14 protein-coding genes and 3 pseudogenes are annotated in these 16923 nt (G+C 38.3%); 11 read left to right on the top strand and 6 right to left on the bottom strand.

Annotation, left to right across the window (positions count from 1 at the left end; all coding sequences use genetic code 11):
- The first annotated feature begins 337 nt into the window (after window positions 1–337).
- From SLP02_RS26805 to SLP02_RS19165, 9 genes and pseudogenes are all read left to right on the top strand, one after another.
- A pseudogene (locus tag SLP02_RS26805) lies at window positions 338–2541 on the top strand (Hsp70 family protein).
- Between the two features lie 101 nt (window positions 2542–2642).
- Window positions 2643–3167, top strand: coding sequence for a LysM peptidoglycan-binding domain-containing protein (locus SLP02_RS19205; RefSeq protein ID WP_319422329.1), 525 nt, complete (start codon window positions 2643–2645; stop codon window positions 3165–3167).
- A gap of 43 nt (window positions 3168–3210) precedes the next feature.
- Window positions 3211–5499, top strand: a complete 2289-nt coding sequence (locus SLP02_RS19200) for a tetratricopeptide repeat protein (protein WP_319422328.1) — start codon at window positions 3211–3213, stop codon at window positions 5497–5499.
- Between the two features lie 20 nt (window positions 5500–5519).
- Window positions 5520–5924, top strand: coding sequence for a hypothetical protein (locus SLP02_RS19195; protein WP_319422327.1), 405 nt, complete (start codon window positions 5520–5522; stop codon window positions 5922–5924).
- 267 nt (window positions 5925–6191) lie between these two features.
- Window positions 6192–7038, top strand: a pseudogene (locus SLP02_RS26800) (IS630 family transposase).
- A complete protein-coding gene (locus SLP02_RS19180) occupies window positions 7035–7955 on the top strand; it encodes an Hpt domain-containing protein (RefSeq protein ID WP_319422325.1) in 921 nt (306 codons plus the stop codon). Before SLP02_RS26800 ends, SLP02_RS19180 begins: the two are co-directional and overlap by 4 nt.
- A gap of 76 nt (window positions 7956–8031) precedes the next feature.
- A complete protein-coding gene (locus tag SLP02_RS19175) occupies window positions 8032–8205 on the top strand; it encodes a hypothetical protein (protein WP_319422324.1) in 174 nt (57 codons plus the stop codon).
- A gap of 6 nt (window positions 8206–8211) precedes the next feature.
- On the top strand, window positions 8212–8385 hold the full coding sequence (locus SLP02_RS19170) for a hypothetical protein (protein ID WP_319422323.1): 174 nt from the start codon (window positions 8212–8214) through the stop codon (window positions 8383–8385).
- A gap of 39 nt (window positions 8386–8424) precedes the next feature.
- Window positions 8425–9000, top strand: coding sequence for a DUF1802 family protein (locus SLP02_RS19165; RefSeq protein WP_319422322.1), 576 nt, complete (start codon window positions 8425–8427; stop codon window positions 8998–9000).
- A 213-nt stretch (window positions 9001–9213) separates the two neighbouring features.
- Here SLP02_RS19165 and SLP02_RS19160 read toward each other — a convergent pair whose 3' ends face one another.
- The 3 genes from SLP02_RS19160 to SLP02_RS19150 all read right to left on the bottom strand — a co-directional run bounded on the left by SLP02_RS19160 (window position 9214) and on the right by SLP02_RS19150 (window position 12133).
- Window positions 9214–10884 carry an FAD-dependent oxidoreductase gene (locus SLP02_RS19160; RefSeq protein ID WP_319422321.1) on the bottom strand — a complete coding sequence of 557 codons (1671 nt, stop codon included), beginning with the start codon at window positions 10882–10884 and terminating at the stop codon, window positions 9214–9216.
- 82 nt (window positions 10885–10966) lie between these two features.
- On the bottom strand, window positions 10967–11611 hold the full coding sequence (locus SLP02_RS19155) for a GUN4 domain-containing protein (protein ID WP_319422320.1): 645 nt from the start codon (window positions 11609–11611) through the stop codon (window positions 10967–10969).
- Between the two features lie 90 nt (window positions 11612–11701).
- Window positions 11702–12133, bottom strand: coding sequence for a DUF1622 domain-containing protein (locus tag SLP02_RS19150; RefSeq protein ID WP_319422319.1), 432 nt, complete (start codon window positions 12131–12133; stop codon window positions 11702–11704).
- An 83-nt stretch (window positions 12134–12216) separates the two neighbouring features.
- Here SLP02_RS19150 and SLP02_RS19145 point away from each other — a divergent pair, with 83 nt between their 5' ends.
- A complete protein-coding gene (locus SLP02_RS19145; protein ID WP_319422318.1) occupies window positions 12217–13053 on the top strand; it encodes a DUF3598 family protein in 837 nt (278 codons plus the stop codon).
- A gap of 401 nt (window positions 13054–13454) precedes the next feature.
- On the top strand, window positions 13455–15035 hold the full coding sequence (locus SLP02_RS19140) for a PulJ/GspJ family protein (RefSeq protein ID WP_319422317.1): 1581 nt from the start codon (window positions 13455–13457) through the stop codon (window positions 15033–15035).
- A 211-nt stretch (window positions 15036–15246) separates the two neighbouring features.
- On the opposite strand, the pseudogene SLP02_RS26795 reads toward SLP02_RS19140, so the two are convergent.
- The 3 genes and pseudogenes from SLP02_RS26795 to SLP02_RS19130 all read right to left on the bottom strand — a co-directional run bounded on the left by SLP02_RS26795 (window position 15247) and on the right by SLP02_RS19130 (window position 16600).
- A pseudogene (locus SLP02_RS26795) lies at window positions 15247–15539 on the bottom strand (HigA family addiction module antitoxin).
- A 379-nt stretch (window positions 15540–15918) separates the two neighbouring features.
- Complete coding sequence (locus tag SLP02_RS19135) at window positions 15919–16317, bottom strand: helix-turn-helix domain-containing protein (protein WP_319422316.1); 399 nt, start codon at window positions 16315–16317, stop codon at window positions 15919–15921.
- Window positions 16301–16600 carry a type II toxin-antitoxin system HigB family toxin gene (locus tag SLP02_RS19130; RefSeq protein ID WP_319422315.1) on the bottom strand — a complete coding sequence of 100 codons (300 nt, stop codon included), beginning with the start codon at window positions 16598–16600 and terminating at the stop codon, window positions 16301–16303. The genes SLP02_RS19135 and SLP02_RS19130 overlap by 17 nt, the downstream gene beginning before the upstream one ends.
- Window positions 16601–16923: the final 323 nt, after the last annotated feature.

Raw genomic sequence — 16923 nt, 5'->3', positions numbered from 1 at the left:
CAAATGAACAAGTAGCTTCCATTTTCAATTAAGACAATAGGTAAAGCAGTTTGTATTTACTGTTTAAGTCAAGTGGATGCTGAAATACAACTAAGTATATTTACTTTAAATTTTGTAATATTACTTCTTGAGTATTTAAGCGTAAATAAAAAGTATTTGATGACTATACATAACAATAAATACTTAAAGGCAAACTAAATGTTTAATAGTATATATTTAGTTTAAACATAGTTAATTTTGATAATATACGGCTATTTTTGGAAAATATAAAAATATGAAGCTGCTTTAAAAAAGATTCAATTTAGAGCAGAAATTTTTATAGAAAGGAAATTTTTACATGGGAAATATAGTCGGAATTGATTTAGGAACAACTAATTCAGTTGCTGCATTTAAATTTGCTAATACAGAAATAGTTACCGCGCCAGATAATCCTGCGCCCGATCGCACACTTACTCGTTCTGTGATTGCGTTGGAAAACAATCGAATTATTGTCGGAAACGATGCTTATAAAAAGCTAAAAGCCGATCCTGAAAATGTCGTTATTTCAATCAAAAGACTTATTGGTAGAGGGTTTGGGGATTCTGTAGTTCAACAGCAATTAGATCGTTTTGCTTACAAAATTTCTAAGTCAACCAAAGGTACGGAAAATAGCCTTTCGGTATGGCTAGATAGCAAAGAATATGAGCCTGAAGATATTAGTGCTGAAATTCTCAAAAAGATTGTTCAAAATGCCCTAACTTATCAAGAGCAACAAGGGCAAAGAGAGAGAATTACTAGGGCTGTAATTACTATTCCTGCTTATTTTAATGATAAGCAAAGAAACGCAACTCAAATAGCAGCAACTAGAGCAGGATTAGCGGGATCGGAACTATTGCCAGAACCTACCGCAGCAGCAATATCCTATGGTTTCAAACCTAACTCCGATGATGTTAAAACCATTTTGGTTTATGACTTTGGTGGTGGTACTTTTGACTCATCTATAGTAACTGCTGCTGGCAATCAATTTATTGAATCTGGTAAAGCAGGGGATTTATGGCTTGGTGGTGATGATATAGACGATCGCCTGATAGATTTTGTAAAAGAGCAGATAGCAGAAGCAGAAGATTTGGAAGATATAGATAGCTTAATTAATAAGATGCCTCATTACCAGAAAGCTCGTTTTATGGGCGATCTAAAAATGGCTGTAGAACAAGCTAAGATTCAACTCAGTAGCAATTCTAAAGCTCAAATTATGCCTTCTACCCCGCTACTAGATGATTTAGGAATGGCGATCTCAATTGAGGTAGAGATTACTCGCGAACAGTTTGAGGGCATGATTTTACCTATGGTAGAACGTTCTATTGCTGTTTGTAAGGATGCAATTAAGTATTCTGATTATCCAGAGGATATGATTGATGTTGTTTTACTGGTAGGTGGTTCATCTCAAATTCCTCTGGTACAGCGTAAGGTTACAGAAGCTTTTGGTGCAGACAAAGTAGTAGTTCATCCCGTCCAATGTATGCAGTCGCCGAAGGTGCTGCAATTACTGCTGCTGGTTTGATTGAGAAAGTAGGTACAGTTTCTCGCGACTATTGTATTGAATTAGTTAACGATCCTCGACACAAGCTAATCAAACAAGGAGATATTCTTCCCATTAAGACTACTCATACTTTTAAAACAGAAGCAGATGGACAAAGCCTAATTCACTTTAAATTTTACAGTCCCGATGATGTCAGTAAAAGGGATGATGAACGAATAGGCGATATGTGGTTAGCACTTGACAAAGCATATCCTAAAGGAACGGAGATTTTGGTAACAGCAGAGTTAGATGAAAAAAATAACTCACTTCAGACTACAGCTATTTTAAAAAACGATCCTTCGGTAAAAGTCAGTTGTTCTTTATCAACAGGGGGACAAGATGAAAGTATTTCTCGCGACGTTGAGGAGACTATCAAGCAACTTAATGAAGAAGGTAATTTAACCGAACATGGAGTTCAAGAAGCTTATCGTATTGCTGGAGAGACAGTTAAAGCTGCTAATCAAATTAAAACTCAAGATGGCAACATAAGAGAGGATCGAGCCAACGCAGCCAAAGAAAAATCACAGGAGTTAAAACGATTTGCTGATGATGATTACGATACTGCCAAATTCTTTATTAGATATTTTGAGTTTATTACCCAAGAGTGTGAATTTCTGCTTCCCTCTAGTCAGAAAGAACGACTGGAAACATTATCTAGGGATTTAAAAAAGGCGATCGCTGATAACAATATTTCTGGACTGCACGCTCTTACTGAAGATGCTCGACGTGAGTTAGACAACCTTCCCGAAAAAGTCAATTTAATCTTAGCTTGTCGTGATGGAGTTGCTAGAGCGCATCAAATAGAGCCAAGTAAAGCCAGAGTTATGGCTGGTAAATTATCTCAGATGATTGATGCAATGAGACGGGAAGACGGTTATGAAGCAGAAAGACTCTTCAGAGAGTTAGCTGAAGATGTTCGTCATTATATAGATCAACCGCTTCCTACTAGTAACAACAGTATTGCCACAGGATTAACCCGATAACTGCGCCCCCTTATCCCGATCCCCCCAACCCCCCTTGCAAAGGGGGGCAAAAGGCAGGGAGACTTTATTTAAATTTTCATCCTCCACATTCTTAAAAAGTTATGTCAGTAAAGTTAACTTGTCCAGTTTGCGAGCGATCGCAAATTGAAGCCAACACTTGTCCTAATTGCGAAACCGATCTTTCTACCTACAGAATGCTGGCAGAGTTGCCTGTAGAAATAAAAGAACAAAAACGAACTATTCCCATCTGGCTACCTGTGGGTATAGCGATTTTATTTCTGCTACTGGGTATTGGCTTAGGATTTGCAGGTAATTCTGTTATTGCCAAACAACAGCCACAAACTACACCAACTTCTACCACTGCTTCTAATCAAACATCCGAAACTAAACCAGATCAATCAGTCGTATCTCCTACCGTTGCGGAAAAGCCTGAGTCAAAATCCTGTGGTGGCTTTAACTACGTAGTGCGAAAAGGAGATTCTTTGTCCTTAATTGCTTCGCGGCTTTATGGAGATATTAACTCTTGGTCATTAATTAGTGAAGCTAATCCAGCAATACAAGGTCGAGAAAGTTCGATAGAAATTGGAGAATTCTTATTTGTCCCTAATCTTAAGAACAATTGCTAAAACATTTAATTTCTTTAATTAAAATTCCAAAATAATCAAGCGTATGCCATTTTTACTTTTTCTTATTATTTTAATAGGCTTAGGTAGCTTTATATTTATCCAATATCAAAAGCACCATAAAGCTAATGAACTTTATGTTGAAGCCAAAAAATTAGAAACGAAAGATACTAGAATTTCTGACGATACAACTAGGCTTAAACAAGCTCTTTCACTATATAAGCAGTGCAGTAAATTAGTTAACAAACCTGAGTTTGTCAAAGCTGCAAATCAATGTCAGCAAAAAATAGACGATCACCAGAGATTTCAGCAACTATTAGCTAATGGTAAAAAATATGCTATAGGTAATTTTTTTAAAGAGGCATTAACTGAATTTATTAAAGCCCAAAAACTTTTTTCTACCACTGAATTAAAGGGTGAAATATCCAAATGTCAAGAAGGTATCAAGCAGCAAGAAAACTATGAAAAGGTTTTAAAACAATCTGTTCAAATAGCTAAACAAGGGCAATTTCAAGAAGCAATCGATTTACTTGTACCGATATTAGACAAATTTACTCGTGAAGATGGACAACAGTTATTAACTAAATTAAAACGAGTAATACAAGCTAAAGAATTATATAAATCAGGTCTAGTTGTAGAGAAAACAGGCGAATTAAATCAAGCAAAAGCTAATTACGAACAAGCATTAGGTTTAATACCAGAATTTGACGAATGCAAGATTAGATTAAGTATTTTAGCTGTTAAACATAATCCCAAACAAGCAATCTCTTATTTAGAAAGAATAGATGGAGAACAAGCAGCTTATATTCGTGGTTTTGCTTATACTAAACTTGGAAACTGGCAACAAGCAGATCGAGAGTGGCGATCTATTTCCAAAGTTAGTATAGAAGTAACTCAACGTCCTATGCTTAAAAGTTTGGCAGAACGCGATCGCTTAAATAGTATTTGTGAAATAGAAAAACTTTTAGATCGAGGACAAGTAGAAATTGCCAAATCTGTCAGCCTGGAATTTATTGAAAAGTTCGGTCTTGATACGGTAGTAAAATTTAATTTAGAGAACCATATTCAGCCTTTTTTAGAGCGTCAAATTTGGGAAAGTCAAAACTGGCAAGAAATAGCTGCAAAAACCGAACAAATTTGGTTGAAACAACAGGATATCAATTCTCTACACAACTGGGCGATCGCTAGCTATTATCTTTCTCAGACAGATTCAAACAAGTTAGGCTATTTTATTATTGCTTGGTCAACAGCTTTAGCAAATATTGAACACAATCCCACACTACAAAATGTTCCCTGGTTAGGAAGCAACTCTATTGATATAAAAGATGTTTCCGCCAAACTAAAGCAAGTATTAGAAAATGCGATCGATGCTGTTAAAGATGATGATATTGAAAAGTATTTAAAATTAAGGGATATTTATCGTCGAGATATGGTTTCTTTTTATCAAGGAGAAAATTCTTCTATTCTTGTTGGAGTAAGAGTCAATAGGATTTTTATTCCATCTGGTTGTTATCAGCGTCATCGCCATAAGTTAACAGAAATTACTTTCCCTGTAGAAAAACTATACAGTAAGTCTATGCAAGCAGCATTATATACAGATTGGGGTTTAGCCGTAGCAGCTTGTATGGAAGGAGATACGGCGCGTGCTATTAAAATTAAACCCTATGAAAATCCATCTTGCGAAGCAGATAACTTTGCCTGTTATTTTATGTCTTATCATGAAGGCTGTCACTATTTACAAAATCTGGAATGGCGTAAAGCAATTTATCCACTTCAACAGGCTAAATCCGAAATAAAAGCCAAGTCTGATTGGTGTAAGGAAATAGATAGACTCTGTGAATTACAGCGTAAGAAAATAAACGATTTTGATGAACATCTACAGTTCAGTAATTTTTGGTATGAGCTTTTAAATAGTCAACCTTCTAGAAGTTATTTTGCTGAGTATAAAGGTAGACAAGTTGCAGAAAAACTATCAAACGAGACAATTAGCTATGAGCAAGGATTGAAAAAACTTCAAAAGATTAAAGATATCGATCCCAACAACTCTTTTATCCTCAATTTGATAGAAACAGTTGAAATGCAAGTAGAGCTAGAAAAAATTAGTCGCGTCATGAAACGCGAATTTAAAGAAGGTGTTCAAATAGCAAAAAGATCGCGCCACGAAAAGGTGCGTTTCAAAGTTGCCGAGGTTTGTATCAATGTCATCCTCGAAGCTTCAGAAAGCCGTAGTCTGTACTTTGATGGAATGTACCAACTTGCACAGTGGGCTTATGAACTTTGCCCACGCGAACCAGCATTTCAAGAGATTTACAACAGTTTAAGAATACATCGCTGAAAAGATAAAGATATCAATATATGAACAAACAATCGCCTACACCAAACCCTTATGATGTTTTGGAAGTATCCCCTGGAGCATCTAACGCAGAAATTACTAAAGCCTTTGCTATGGCAATGAAGCGTCGTCAATATCCAGCAGATGCGATCGCTCTTGCTCGTAAAAGCTTAATGAATCCTGACGAGCGAATTATTGCCGATTATTTACGTCCTATTCTCAGTAATATTAAACGTTTTAAACGCAGCGATTTATCTGCTTTAGATAGACTAGCACCCAAGCTAGAATTTTTATCAGAATTTGATGGTTTAGATCGGGCGATCACCGAAAATAATTCTCAATCGGCTACTCAAGTATCTACTTCGATTAAGCAGCTTTCAAACGTAGCAGAAAAACTTCAGTTAGACATCGGCAAATTTAAAACCTAGATTTTTCTAATATAGCATTACGTGTAAACGTGATAGACATTTCTCAAAACTCGTTACTCGTTACTCATTACTTGTTACTTGCGAGCAAATAACTTTAAATATGTCCTGTCTTGGTGCGCGTTCCCTTGCGCCTGTCGGCGACGCGGGGTCGCACCGCTAATTTAACTTGGTACGGCTATAAGTAGGTGGGCATAAACAACTGTATAGTCATTCTAAATAGGAAACATATGGAATAATAGGATTGAGTTGAAAAATCAATCCTATTAGATGACTTATAGTGTAGATTTACGAAAACGAGTAGTTGACTTTGTAGCGACGGGAGGCTCAAAGGCAGAAGCATCAAGAAGATATGAGGTAAGTTTGTGGTGTGTGAATGATTGGTGTCAAAGAAAGAATTTAACTCCAACACCACAACTAGGAAGAAAGCGAAAACTAGATTGGAAAGCACTTATCCAACATATTCAAGAAAATCCAGACGCTCTTTTGAGAGAGCGGGCGCAACATTTTGGAGTCCATACGAGTGCGATTGGATCTGCTCAAAAACAAATGAAATTGACTCGTAAAAAAAACTCTAAAATATAGTGAACGTAAGCATGGTCAACGAATCGCTTTTCTGAGAAATTTGCGTGAGATTGTTGTTTTAGATGGTTCAAATAACTTAGTTTACTTGGATGAATCGGGCTTTGAAGAATATGTTTATCGCCCATATGGATGGTCAAAACGAGGACAAAAAACCTATGGCGAGCGCAATGGCAAAAGAGGAACGAGAACAAGCTTAATAGCAGGAAAAAGAGGCAAAGAATTATTAGCACCAGTTCTTTTTAAAGGAAGTACTAACGCTTTATGGTTTAATCAGTGGCTTGAAGAGCATCTCATTCCCGAATTGAATCCGAACTCTACTCTTATTCTTGATAATGCAGCATTTCATCGGCAAAATGATGTATTTCGTATTGCCGAACAAGCGGGTCATAAAGTTTTGTTTTTACCGCCCTATTCAGCCGATTTTAATCGTATCGAACAAGACTTTGCCATCCTCAAAAAAAGACGTATTTATTCCGCTCCTGGTACTTCTTTGGATGACATCCTTAAATCATACGCAAATTATTTAGAATGACTATAAAACCCGAAAAACTACAATTTTGCTGTATTACTTATTACCTATTACTTATTACCCGCCCAAATCATGTCACTCAACCCCGATATTCGCGACCAAGCCAATTTTTCATCGAAGAAGCTCAAGAACTATTACAGGTACTAGAAACAGGTCTTCTTGACCTGCGTGAAAACCATAGTACCCCAAAAGTTCATGAGTTGATGCGTGCTGCTCACTCGATCAAAGGTGGTGCAGCCAGTGTTGAGTTAGGGGCGATTGAATTATTGGCTCATCGATTAGAGGATTTTTTCAAGGCTCTTTATAGCGATCGCGTTGATTTTGATGGGGAATTAGAAAGTTTATTGTTACAGGGATATGATTGTCTGCGTAATCCCCTCATTGGAGAAATTGAAGCAGGAACTTTTGACGAAGAAGAGGCTTTATTAGCGGCTGAACCAGTATTTGCTGCTTTAAAAGTCCGTTTGGCAGATGCTTTCAAGAATGCTGATAATTATATGCCCAGTTCTAATGATTTGGGAGTGGATATTGTCTCTTCGATCTTTGAAGTTGTTGTCCAGGCTTTAGAACACCTACAAACCGTTGCAGCTAATCCCGCTAATTATAATTTAGAAGAGGAATTACAGGGACAGCTAGATATGTTTGCTGGTTTCACGGAGTTGTTTAACCTGCCAGGCTTTAGCGATATTGTGCAAACGTCCCAAACAGCCTTGGCACAGAACAGAGATCGCATTTTAGAGATAATTCAGGCAACAGTCGCTGATTATACTTTAGCAAAAGAGCGGATCTTAGCAGGCGATCGCGAACAATGCGGGGAAGTATCTTTTGCCTTAAGAGAATTAGCCCAAGCTTACTCAGTCGAAGATAGATTTCTCTCAGAAATAGACAAGCTAGTTCAACAATACAGCCATCACAACTAACCGTAACCAGAAAGCAGAATTTTAATGACTTCTGACTTCTGACCTCTGACCTATTACTTGCAGGTGCAAAAGGTTATTGAAACATAATCCCACGTATGGTAGCAGGCTGAGTCATGTTGATTTAGCTCATATAGCAGAACAAGAAGTGGCTATTGTCGATCTACACCAAAAGTTATTTAAAATTAGCTTGCTCCAAACCTCTCAAACAAAAGGTTATTTTATCATCAGCCAAAATATTACAGGAGCATGAGGAATCATGGTAGCAGAATCTCCTAGTTTGATTGATGTTCCCGCAGCACAGATTCGTCTTATACCTAATGCTTACCGACAAGCCGATACTTTAAAAATTGCCAGTCATGTTACGGTTATTCCTCAAGACGACAATACTGCACTGACTGTTTTTATTCTTGATTTAGCAAGATTAGTTTAAGATTAAACTTAAAGCAGTTACCAATATTTATTATTAGCTATGAAGCTAGCTAAACGTCTACACCTTCAACACGCTTTAAAAGAATGGGCGATCGCCATTGAAGCTTTAAATCAAGGCGATACTATCATCCTGCTGCGTAAAGGAGGTATTCGCGAACGGGGTTTTCAGGTAGAACATTCTTTTGTTTGGCTATATCCTACCTACGAACATCAAAAACCTCATTTACTTAAGCCAGAATATGTTTCTAAAGTTGTCTCCGTGGAGTCTGGCTGGCATCCAGAACAAGTAACTATTAAAAGTTGTGCTGAAATAACAGATATTTTAGCAATTGATAATATTGAGCAAATAGAGGCACTGCAACCATATCATATCTGGAATGAACAAATGATCGGCGATCGCCTTAAATGGAAGCCTCAAAAACCTTTGATAGTTTTACTACTAAAAGTTTATCGTCTACCTCAGCCTCAATCTATTCCTTACAGTAATGCTTATGGTGGCTGTAAATCTTGGATTGAATTGAATTTACCTATTGCTACTGATCGATTAATTCCAGCTATAGAAGACAACCAATATAATCAAAAAGTGGTAGAAATAAAAACTTTGCTTGAGAGTTAAACCCAGGAAAAGCCCCACGCCAGCACATATTTAACGCTACTTTCGGGTTAATAGCCTTGTTTTTCTTGCTCAATAAGCTCAACGGGGGAAACCCCCGCAACGACTTCTTGAAGCAGTCGCATAACGAGGCGAACCCTCGAACTGCGCTGCTTCGCTTTTCGCGCTTTTAGAACAACTTCTTTTAGCTATTAGCTAGAATCACCGACTTAAAACTTATGCGCCGACTTCAGCTAGATAACGATGAACAAACATAATGGCGATTGAACCTTCCCCTACTCCAGAAGCTACCCGTTTAACTGAATTATGTCGGACATCTCCCGCGACAAAAATACCAGGAACGCTAGTTTCTAGTAAAAAAGGATCGCGATCGCGATTCCACCCCCGAAAATGTTCGCTTTTCTTCAGATCTGCCCCTGCATAGATAAAGCCTCGTTCATCTTTGGCTACTAACCCATCTAGCCATTCGGTTTCGGGTTTTGCCCCAATAAAAACAAACAGAGAATTGGTTTCTACCTGTTCGGTTTCTCCTGTTTGGTTATGGAGTAAAGTCAATCCTGTCAGGCTATTTTCTCCGTGTACTTCAGTAACTTCGGTGTGGGTTAATACCTCAATGTTATCGGTGGCATTTATTTGGTCAATAAGATACTGAGACATACTTTTAGTTAAAGAGTCTCCCCTGACTAGCATCGAAACTTTGGCAGCATACTGAGAAAAATACATGGCTGCTTGTCCTGCGGAATTTGCCCCACCAATGAGATAAATATGTTCATCTTGACAAGATAAAGCCTCGGTTTTGGCTGCACCATAATAAACACCTCTACCTGTCAGGCGATCGCATCCTGGTAGATTTAATTTACGCCAATATACTCCCGTTGCTAATAGCAAGGCATGACAATTGATTTCGCTACCGTCGGCTAACTTGACAAGGCGATAGGGATCTTCTAGTTTTATTTCGACAACTTCCTGGGGGGTCAGGATTTCTACCCCAAACCTCTTTGCTTGAGTAACGCCTCTTCTGGCTAAGTCATCTCCGCTTAAGCCCACAGGGAAACCGAGATAGTTTTCAATCCGAGAACTTGAACCCGCCTGTCCACCAGGGGCAGAACGTTCAATCATCACTGTACTCAAGCCTTCTGATGCCCCGTAGACTGCTGCTGCCAAACCCGCGGGACCTCCGCCGACAATTACTAAGTCATAGAAAGGTTTGCCCGCTTGGGTTTGTAACCCAATCTTTGCTGCTACTTCTAGGTTACTGGGCTGTTCTAATTTATCGCCGTTGGCAAATAATACCAGAGGAAGTTTAGGCTGACTGTCTTGGTGAGATACATATTCAATTAGCTTGGTTGCTTCTGGTTCAATTTCTACATCCATCCACTGATAGGGAATCTGGTTACGTGCCAAAAAGTCTTTCACATTATGGGAATAAGACGACCAGCGATCGCCAATTACTCTAATTCCTTCAAATGCAGGACGATACACCGCCAACCAATCTTCTAATAAATCATCCAAGACAGGATATAGCTTTTCTTCTGGAGGATCCCAAGGCTTGAGGAGATAATAATCGAGTCGGGCGGTATTAATCGCCTCAATTGCAGCATTGGTATCGGCATAAGCTGTGAGTAATACCCGTTTTGCTTTAAGAAACATCGGCGCGGCTTTTTCAATAAACTCCACCCCGCTCATTTCGGGCATTCTTTGATCGGTGAGGAACAAAGCTACTGTTTCATTGCGTAACTTAAGCTGTTCTAAAGCCTCAATTGCCGATGCCCCAGAGTTAGCACGAACAATGCGAAAGCGATCGCCATATTGTTTTCTGAGATCGCGAGCGATCGCCTGTAGTACTTCTAAATCGTCATCAACGGTCAATATTGTTGGTTTAGCCATTTTAAAAGGATGAAGGCGAAAGGATGAAGGATGAGGAAACACAGCAATTATATCGTAGGGACGAACGGCCGTTCGCCCCTACTTATTGCTCAATGTTAATATCACAGGTAATTAAACGACCTAAAAAGAAATTAGTCATCTTCGATCCATAGGGAGAATTCCACCAGCGAGAAGGATGACAACCCAAAGGCGCATTAAGACTAAAATCCAATTCATCACAGGGAAGCCAACGATTATCTTTGCGCCATCCTAAGTGTTCGCCCCAGATTTCGATTAACTGTCGGTTTTGCTCAAGGATGGTATTAAAACCACCGCCCAGTTCTTGATATATTTTTAACTGAGGACTAAAACCAAAACGACCATCACTGTATTTCATCCATAAGCGATCGATTACGATTAAATCATTACAGGGAAAGTGCTGTATATCTTCGGGAGTAAGCTCTTCAATTTCTTTAGCTGTTACCGACAGAATCAATCTGATAGTTTCTTTGTCCGCTTCAAACCAATTACTTTCTATTAGATATTGTTGAATCTTTCTATAGCGATAGCGATCGCCTAACAACATTAAATCATCTTCAAACTGAGCTATTTTAGCTGGTAATTTAGACACTTCCCCCAAATTATTTTCCAGATTATCAAAACGGCGGGTTAATTGACTTAACTGTTCTTGAATCGCCGATAGCTGTGTCGTAAGTTGCTCAACAACTCGATCTTGATTGTCGCTCATCAGTCCATTCACTTAAACTTTAGTAAAAGGGTAACATTATCAGTCAATGATGAGTATACAGCTTAGTCAAATTCACATCAGGCGTAATCTTCAAGATCGCACTTCGTGAGGTGGCGAAGCCAATCGCGAAGGGGGTGCGCTTTGGTCGTCGCTTTTCTGTTTATCTGGCGATAAAGATTGTCCCTTAGAATCGGCACTTTTATCAATTGCCATTAGCAAGAGATAATTTAAAATTGTTCGCAGTAAAATAATTGCGGCTAGTTGTCCGAGGTCGTTCCAAGTTGGTGTGATCGTCGTCTTTAAGATGCTTCCTCCAACCAAAAAACTTAGTCCTAGAGAAAAAGCATAGCCTAACTCTAATCGACTTCCTTGAAAGGCGATCGCCGAACTTGAATCACTAAAAATATGCCTGCCGTAAATTATTAACGCTTTAATTATTCCTGTAATAATCACAAACAGTGCTAATAACTGACACAAACTAACTACCCAATTATTGAGAGTGCTGACTAGATGTACAAACATTGTTGTTTCTTATTTAATTAACGTGTCTTTGGCGATACTTTTGACGATCGAGTGTTCTAGTAAAATAACTTAAAACTAAATATATGCTTACTCAATGGGACTATTTTCTCAAAAATTTAGGGGAATGGCACGGCTCATTTACTCGTTTTTCACCTAAAGGAGAAAAGCTAACAGATACTCCAACTCTAGTTACCTTAGAAGGACTAAATGAAAATAAAAATGTCCATCAGGTAGTGCGCTACCTACCACCAGATGAACCCAGTCGCGATGTAGTGGTAGATTATGACTCTCTCAATCGCAGTATTATTTTCTTTACCAATGGTGCTTTCTCCCAAGGAAGTATGCAGTGGAGTCCTTACAGCACTTTCGGCGCGGAGTTTGGCTTAATTGATAATGATTTTGGCGATGGCACTCGTAGACTGCGAATGGTAGAGCTTTATAATAGTGCTTCTGGGTTAGATAAAGTGGTATTAATTAGGGAAAAGCTGCCCAATAGCAACGTTCCCCAAAGACCTGCTTTAACCGTTGCTAGTTTACTAGGAGAATGGCAGGGAGAGGCAACCACTATGTATGCCGATCTGAGAAATCCTGATACCTTTACTAGCTACTTACAGATCGAGCAAAAAGACAGTGAGCATATAGAACAGAGTTTGTCTTTTGGCGATCGCACTATAAGCTCCATTGCCAGAATCGAAAACTCGAAATTATTATTTGAAAATAGCAGTATACCAACCCAAGTTTTGCTGCTACCTGATGGAGCATCCTGCAATTGCCCTTTAAAGATCCAACTCGGTCACAATTTTGTCTTAGAAATGGGTTGGTTACTCAAACCAGATACTAGACAGAGAATTATTCGTAGCTATAACGAGAAAGGTAACTGGGTTAGCTGTACTCTAGTTACAGAAAAAAAGGTCAGATGACGATTTGTCTTGAGTTTAAATTTGAACAATTTGCGATCGCCTTATTTTTTAAAATGGACTGGGCATTCAAAACAACCGTTAAGCCCTTCAAATTTGGAGGGCTTTTTATACATTTTATGGACAATTATTTTGTAGATAAAATTTGCTGTTTAACAAGCTAACGGCTAAAAGCTAACAGCTTAAAAACCAAAGTAATTTACCTGATATTTATCTCCGCTTCATTTGAAAATCAGTGTGTTTACGAATTTACACTCTTTGATCGATACAACTATATTGGGTTAGTAATAGTATAAACGGCGACAAGTGTAGACGGTAATAAATTCTTTTTATCTAATCTAAATTACTTCGCTTAAATACCAAATAAATATTTTTAGTTTTATATATAAAAAGCTTTCCTTAATATGAAAAATAAAGAGTTATATAAACTTTTAAAAAAAAACAAATTTAATGCTAATTCTGGTTTTACTTTAATCGAACTACTTATTGGTTTATTCATGAGTATTTTTGTTATCGGCGCATTGGGTTTTGGTCTAGTCACAGTATTAGGAACTACTCAAAGCGAAAATTCTAAAGCAAAAGCAAGAAATGAAAACTCTCGCGCTTTGGATTTTATCTCTGATGAACTTAGGAGAGCGAGAAAGATTGAAACTAATGCCACTAATGCACCTAGATTTACAGTTTCTGGCGCAACAGTAGTCTTGGCATTAGACATTCCACTAATCAATGACAGTGTGACATTAGATACAGATAGTGACCCTAATATCAAAGACGAACGAGTAATATATTATCTTAAATCAAATAGTGGTACTAATTGGAAAGGACCCCAAGTTTTATATCGATGGGGACCACCATTGAATGCGAATGGCGAGTATTCTCCAAAACCTGCAGGGACAATCAATTCGTGGACAGAGCAAGCATTAATTGATGGTATTAATAATACGACTGTAACCTCACCCTGTACGACTGGAACAGTTACACCAACGAATCCCACAGGTTTTTATGCTTGTATTACTGGAACTAATACCGCGCAATTATTTCTTACAGGACAAACCAAAACTGCTAGTGGCGTAAATAATGATAGTCAAACTAATGATACTCAGGTTGTAGCTAGAGCTAGAGAAACCCTTGCATATAAAACAGATGAAAATACATCTGTTGTTTGGAGTGTTGAAGGTTTAGGGGGTAACTATAAATGCAAAGACAGTGCAGAACCATGGTGGCATATGCGAACTGATTTTAGTAATTCTGCAACTCCTGTTAGTTGGACTCAGAATCCAAATAGCACTACACAAGCTCAACCTCAACCAATTGAAATAAAATCCGATCAACCTCTAACAATTACTTCTAATCCTATAAATGCGACGGGCTGTAATAGTAGTTCACTTGCAGTAGCTCACACTGTAAACTTTGGTAATCCTACAACATTTAATGGTGAGTGCGATCGTGATCCTGCTTTAACTGGAAGTTGTCCTTCAGTTGCTGATAAGCCACGAGTCAAAGGTGATTCCAATGAAACTGTTCAATTTTTTAAAAAAGGTTCTAGCGTTCCCAACTATGGTGGTAGTGAATTAGGGCAACAAACTTTAGGTAGATTTTTGTATGACAAAGGTTGGGCAATTATCGATCGCGATAATAATACTACTACAGGTACCCAGACCGAAATTCTGAATAACCGAAACACAAAATTTAAAATTCCAACTTCTGTGACCGAGATCGACGCTTATAAAGTTTATGTAGACTCGTTAACAAGTTTGACAGCAGAACAAAAAACAGCAGAAAAAGCAAGATTAAAGCTTTTAGGGGAAGATCAACGAATCATTGGGTTTGAAATTGGTGTTCATGCTAGTACTACGGAACCTGGATTTGATTTACAAGATAATATTTTTGTTGTTACCTCAGACGTATTTGAGAAAAAATTTGCTCCTAGTTGTTTTTCTGGTACTGCATGCTCTGCTGCTACAGGCAGACCCACTTCAACCTAACCCATAAGTCAATAATTATTGTTTATTACGTTTTTAATATCAAATTAAACTGTCTTCGCTACAGATTAATCGTAAGGGCGAACGGCTGTTCGCCATACAAAAATAATGTGTTATGTTTTCAAATTAAAAGAGAATATACAGCCAAAATTGAAATATACAAGACAGCAAGTGTCTTAATTCAGATTTCTAATCTTCAACCTGTTGCCCAAGGTTAGATTTTTTCCAGTTGTTCTGCTTCTGCCGCTTGAGCATGATAGATTTCCCAAGCATTTTGCAAATTAAGCCAAAAATCGGGACTGTTACCAAAGAACTTGGATAGTCGCAGGGCAGTTGAGGGGTAATGCCTCTTTTTTGGTTAACCAGTTCGTTGACTCGTTAATAGGGTACGCCAATTGCTTGAGCTAGTGCTTATTGAGTAATTTGCATTGGCTCTAAAAACTCTTTGAGTAACATTTCTCCTGGATGGGTTGGTGAGAGGACATCTGAAAAGTCGTTTCTTGACATTAGAATTTTGGGTCTTGCCCCCCTAGCCCCCCAACTCGCGCGTATATGCGGCTAAAGCCTTTATCTTGCGTCTTACGCCGACAATTCGAGCATTCCCTTGCGCCTGACGGCGACGCGGGGTCTCGAAGCGGGGTCGCTCGTTAAATTTGGGGGGAACAAGATCTAAAAGTCCCTGCCCCCTCTAATCTCCCCCAAGTTTGGGGGAGACCAATCGTTCCCTCCCCAGAATTGGGGAGGGGTAGGGAGGGGCGGGGGATTTAGGGGGCGTTGATGTAACAAATTAGACTTTTCAGACAACCTCTGAGCGATATTTAGGTATTTTCATAAAAGGGACTAAAATTCAGCCTTGGGAGCAATCATTCCTTTGATACTTATTTTTTTAAATAAACAAACCTACATCAACAGAGAAAAATTCAGCCAGAATCTTTGCCTGTGCTTTGCTGATACTGCGTTTTCCGTTAACCACTTCTGAGACAACTCCCCTTGAACCTACTACTCCCACCAAGTTTTCTTGCTTTACGTTGTTAGACTCCATCAAGTGTAAAAGCATTTGTTGAGGCGTACCTTTGGAAATAGAATAATGTTCATCCTCAAATTTCTCGATTAAAGTAACTATTAATTCAAGAATCGCATCTTCTTCAGAAGTACGATAGGCTTTATGTTCTAATTTTTGGGCTAGAGCAATGGCGCGATCATTCTCTACTTCGCTTTCAATGACTTTGGGTTGATATTTTGCTAGTAACTGAGCGTAAGATTCGGGATTAGTAATAAGGGTCATTTTTCCATTTGTCATTATCGTATTCAGCGTGGGTTAAAACGTATTTAATATAGATTCTTTGACTAGGATAGATAATATCGACTATTAAACGATAGCGGTTGCCTTTGATGTTGAAAACTGTTAGGTTACCTACTGCTTCGGCAGTTTTGTAAGTAGCCTGTACTTGAGTTAGGTTTTCCCACTTGGCTTTACTAGAAACTCTGTACCAGTTATAAAGAGCATCACAGGCATCAGCATGAGACTGACAATAATCACGGAGAATTTTTCGGCTAATGACACGCACATTATATTGACTAGATTTAATTCTTTCTTTATGTTCTCAAAAAGAGAATAAAAAGTCAAGAGGCTTATTAAAACAAAAACAATAGACTTCTTGCACGAATCATAATTAACTACTTGAGAAAGAGGGAAAGATTAAGGGAAAAAGCGCACCGCCCCGCTTGAGGTTTCCTCAAGCATAGGGACGGAGCAAGAATGATTAATCTTTTATTCATGCAAGAGGTCTAATGATATTACGAACCTCGAAGCAGTCTTATTCTTTCTTACAATTATTGACAGATACCGAACCAGTACTAATGCCTGATTTTTAATAACTTCAACTAAAAG

Source organism: Pleurocapsa sp. FMAR1, assembly GCF_963665995.1.
In the GTDB taxonomy this organism is placed as follows: domain Bacteria; phylum Cyanobacteriota; class Cyanobacteriia; order Cyanobacteriales; family Xenococcaceae; genus Waterburya.
This window is presented reverse-complemented; position numbering and strand designations above follow the sequence as displayed.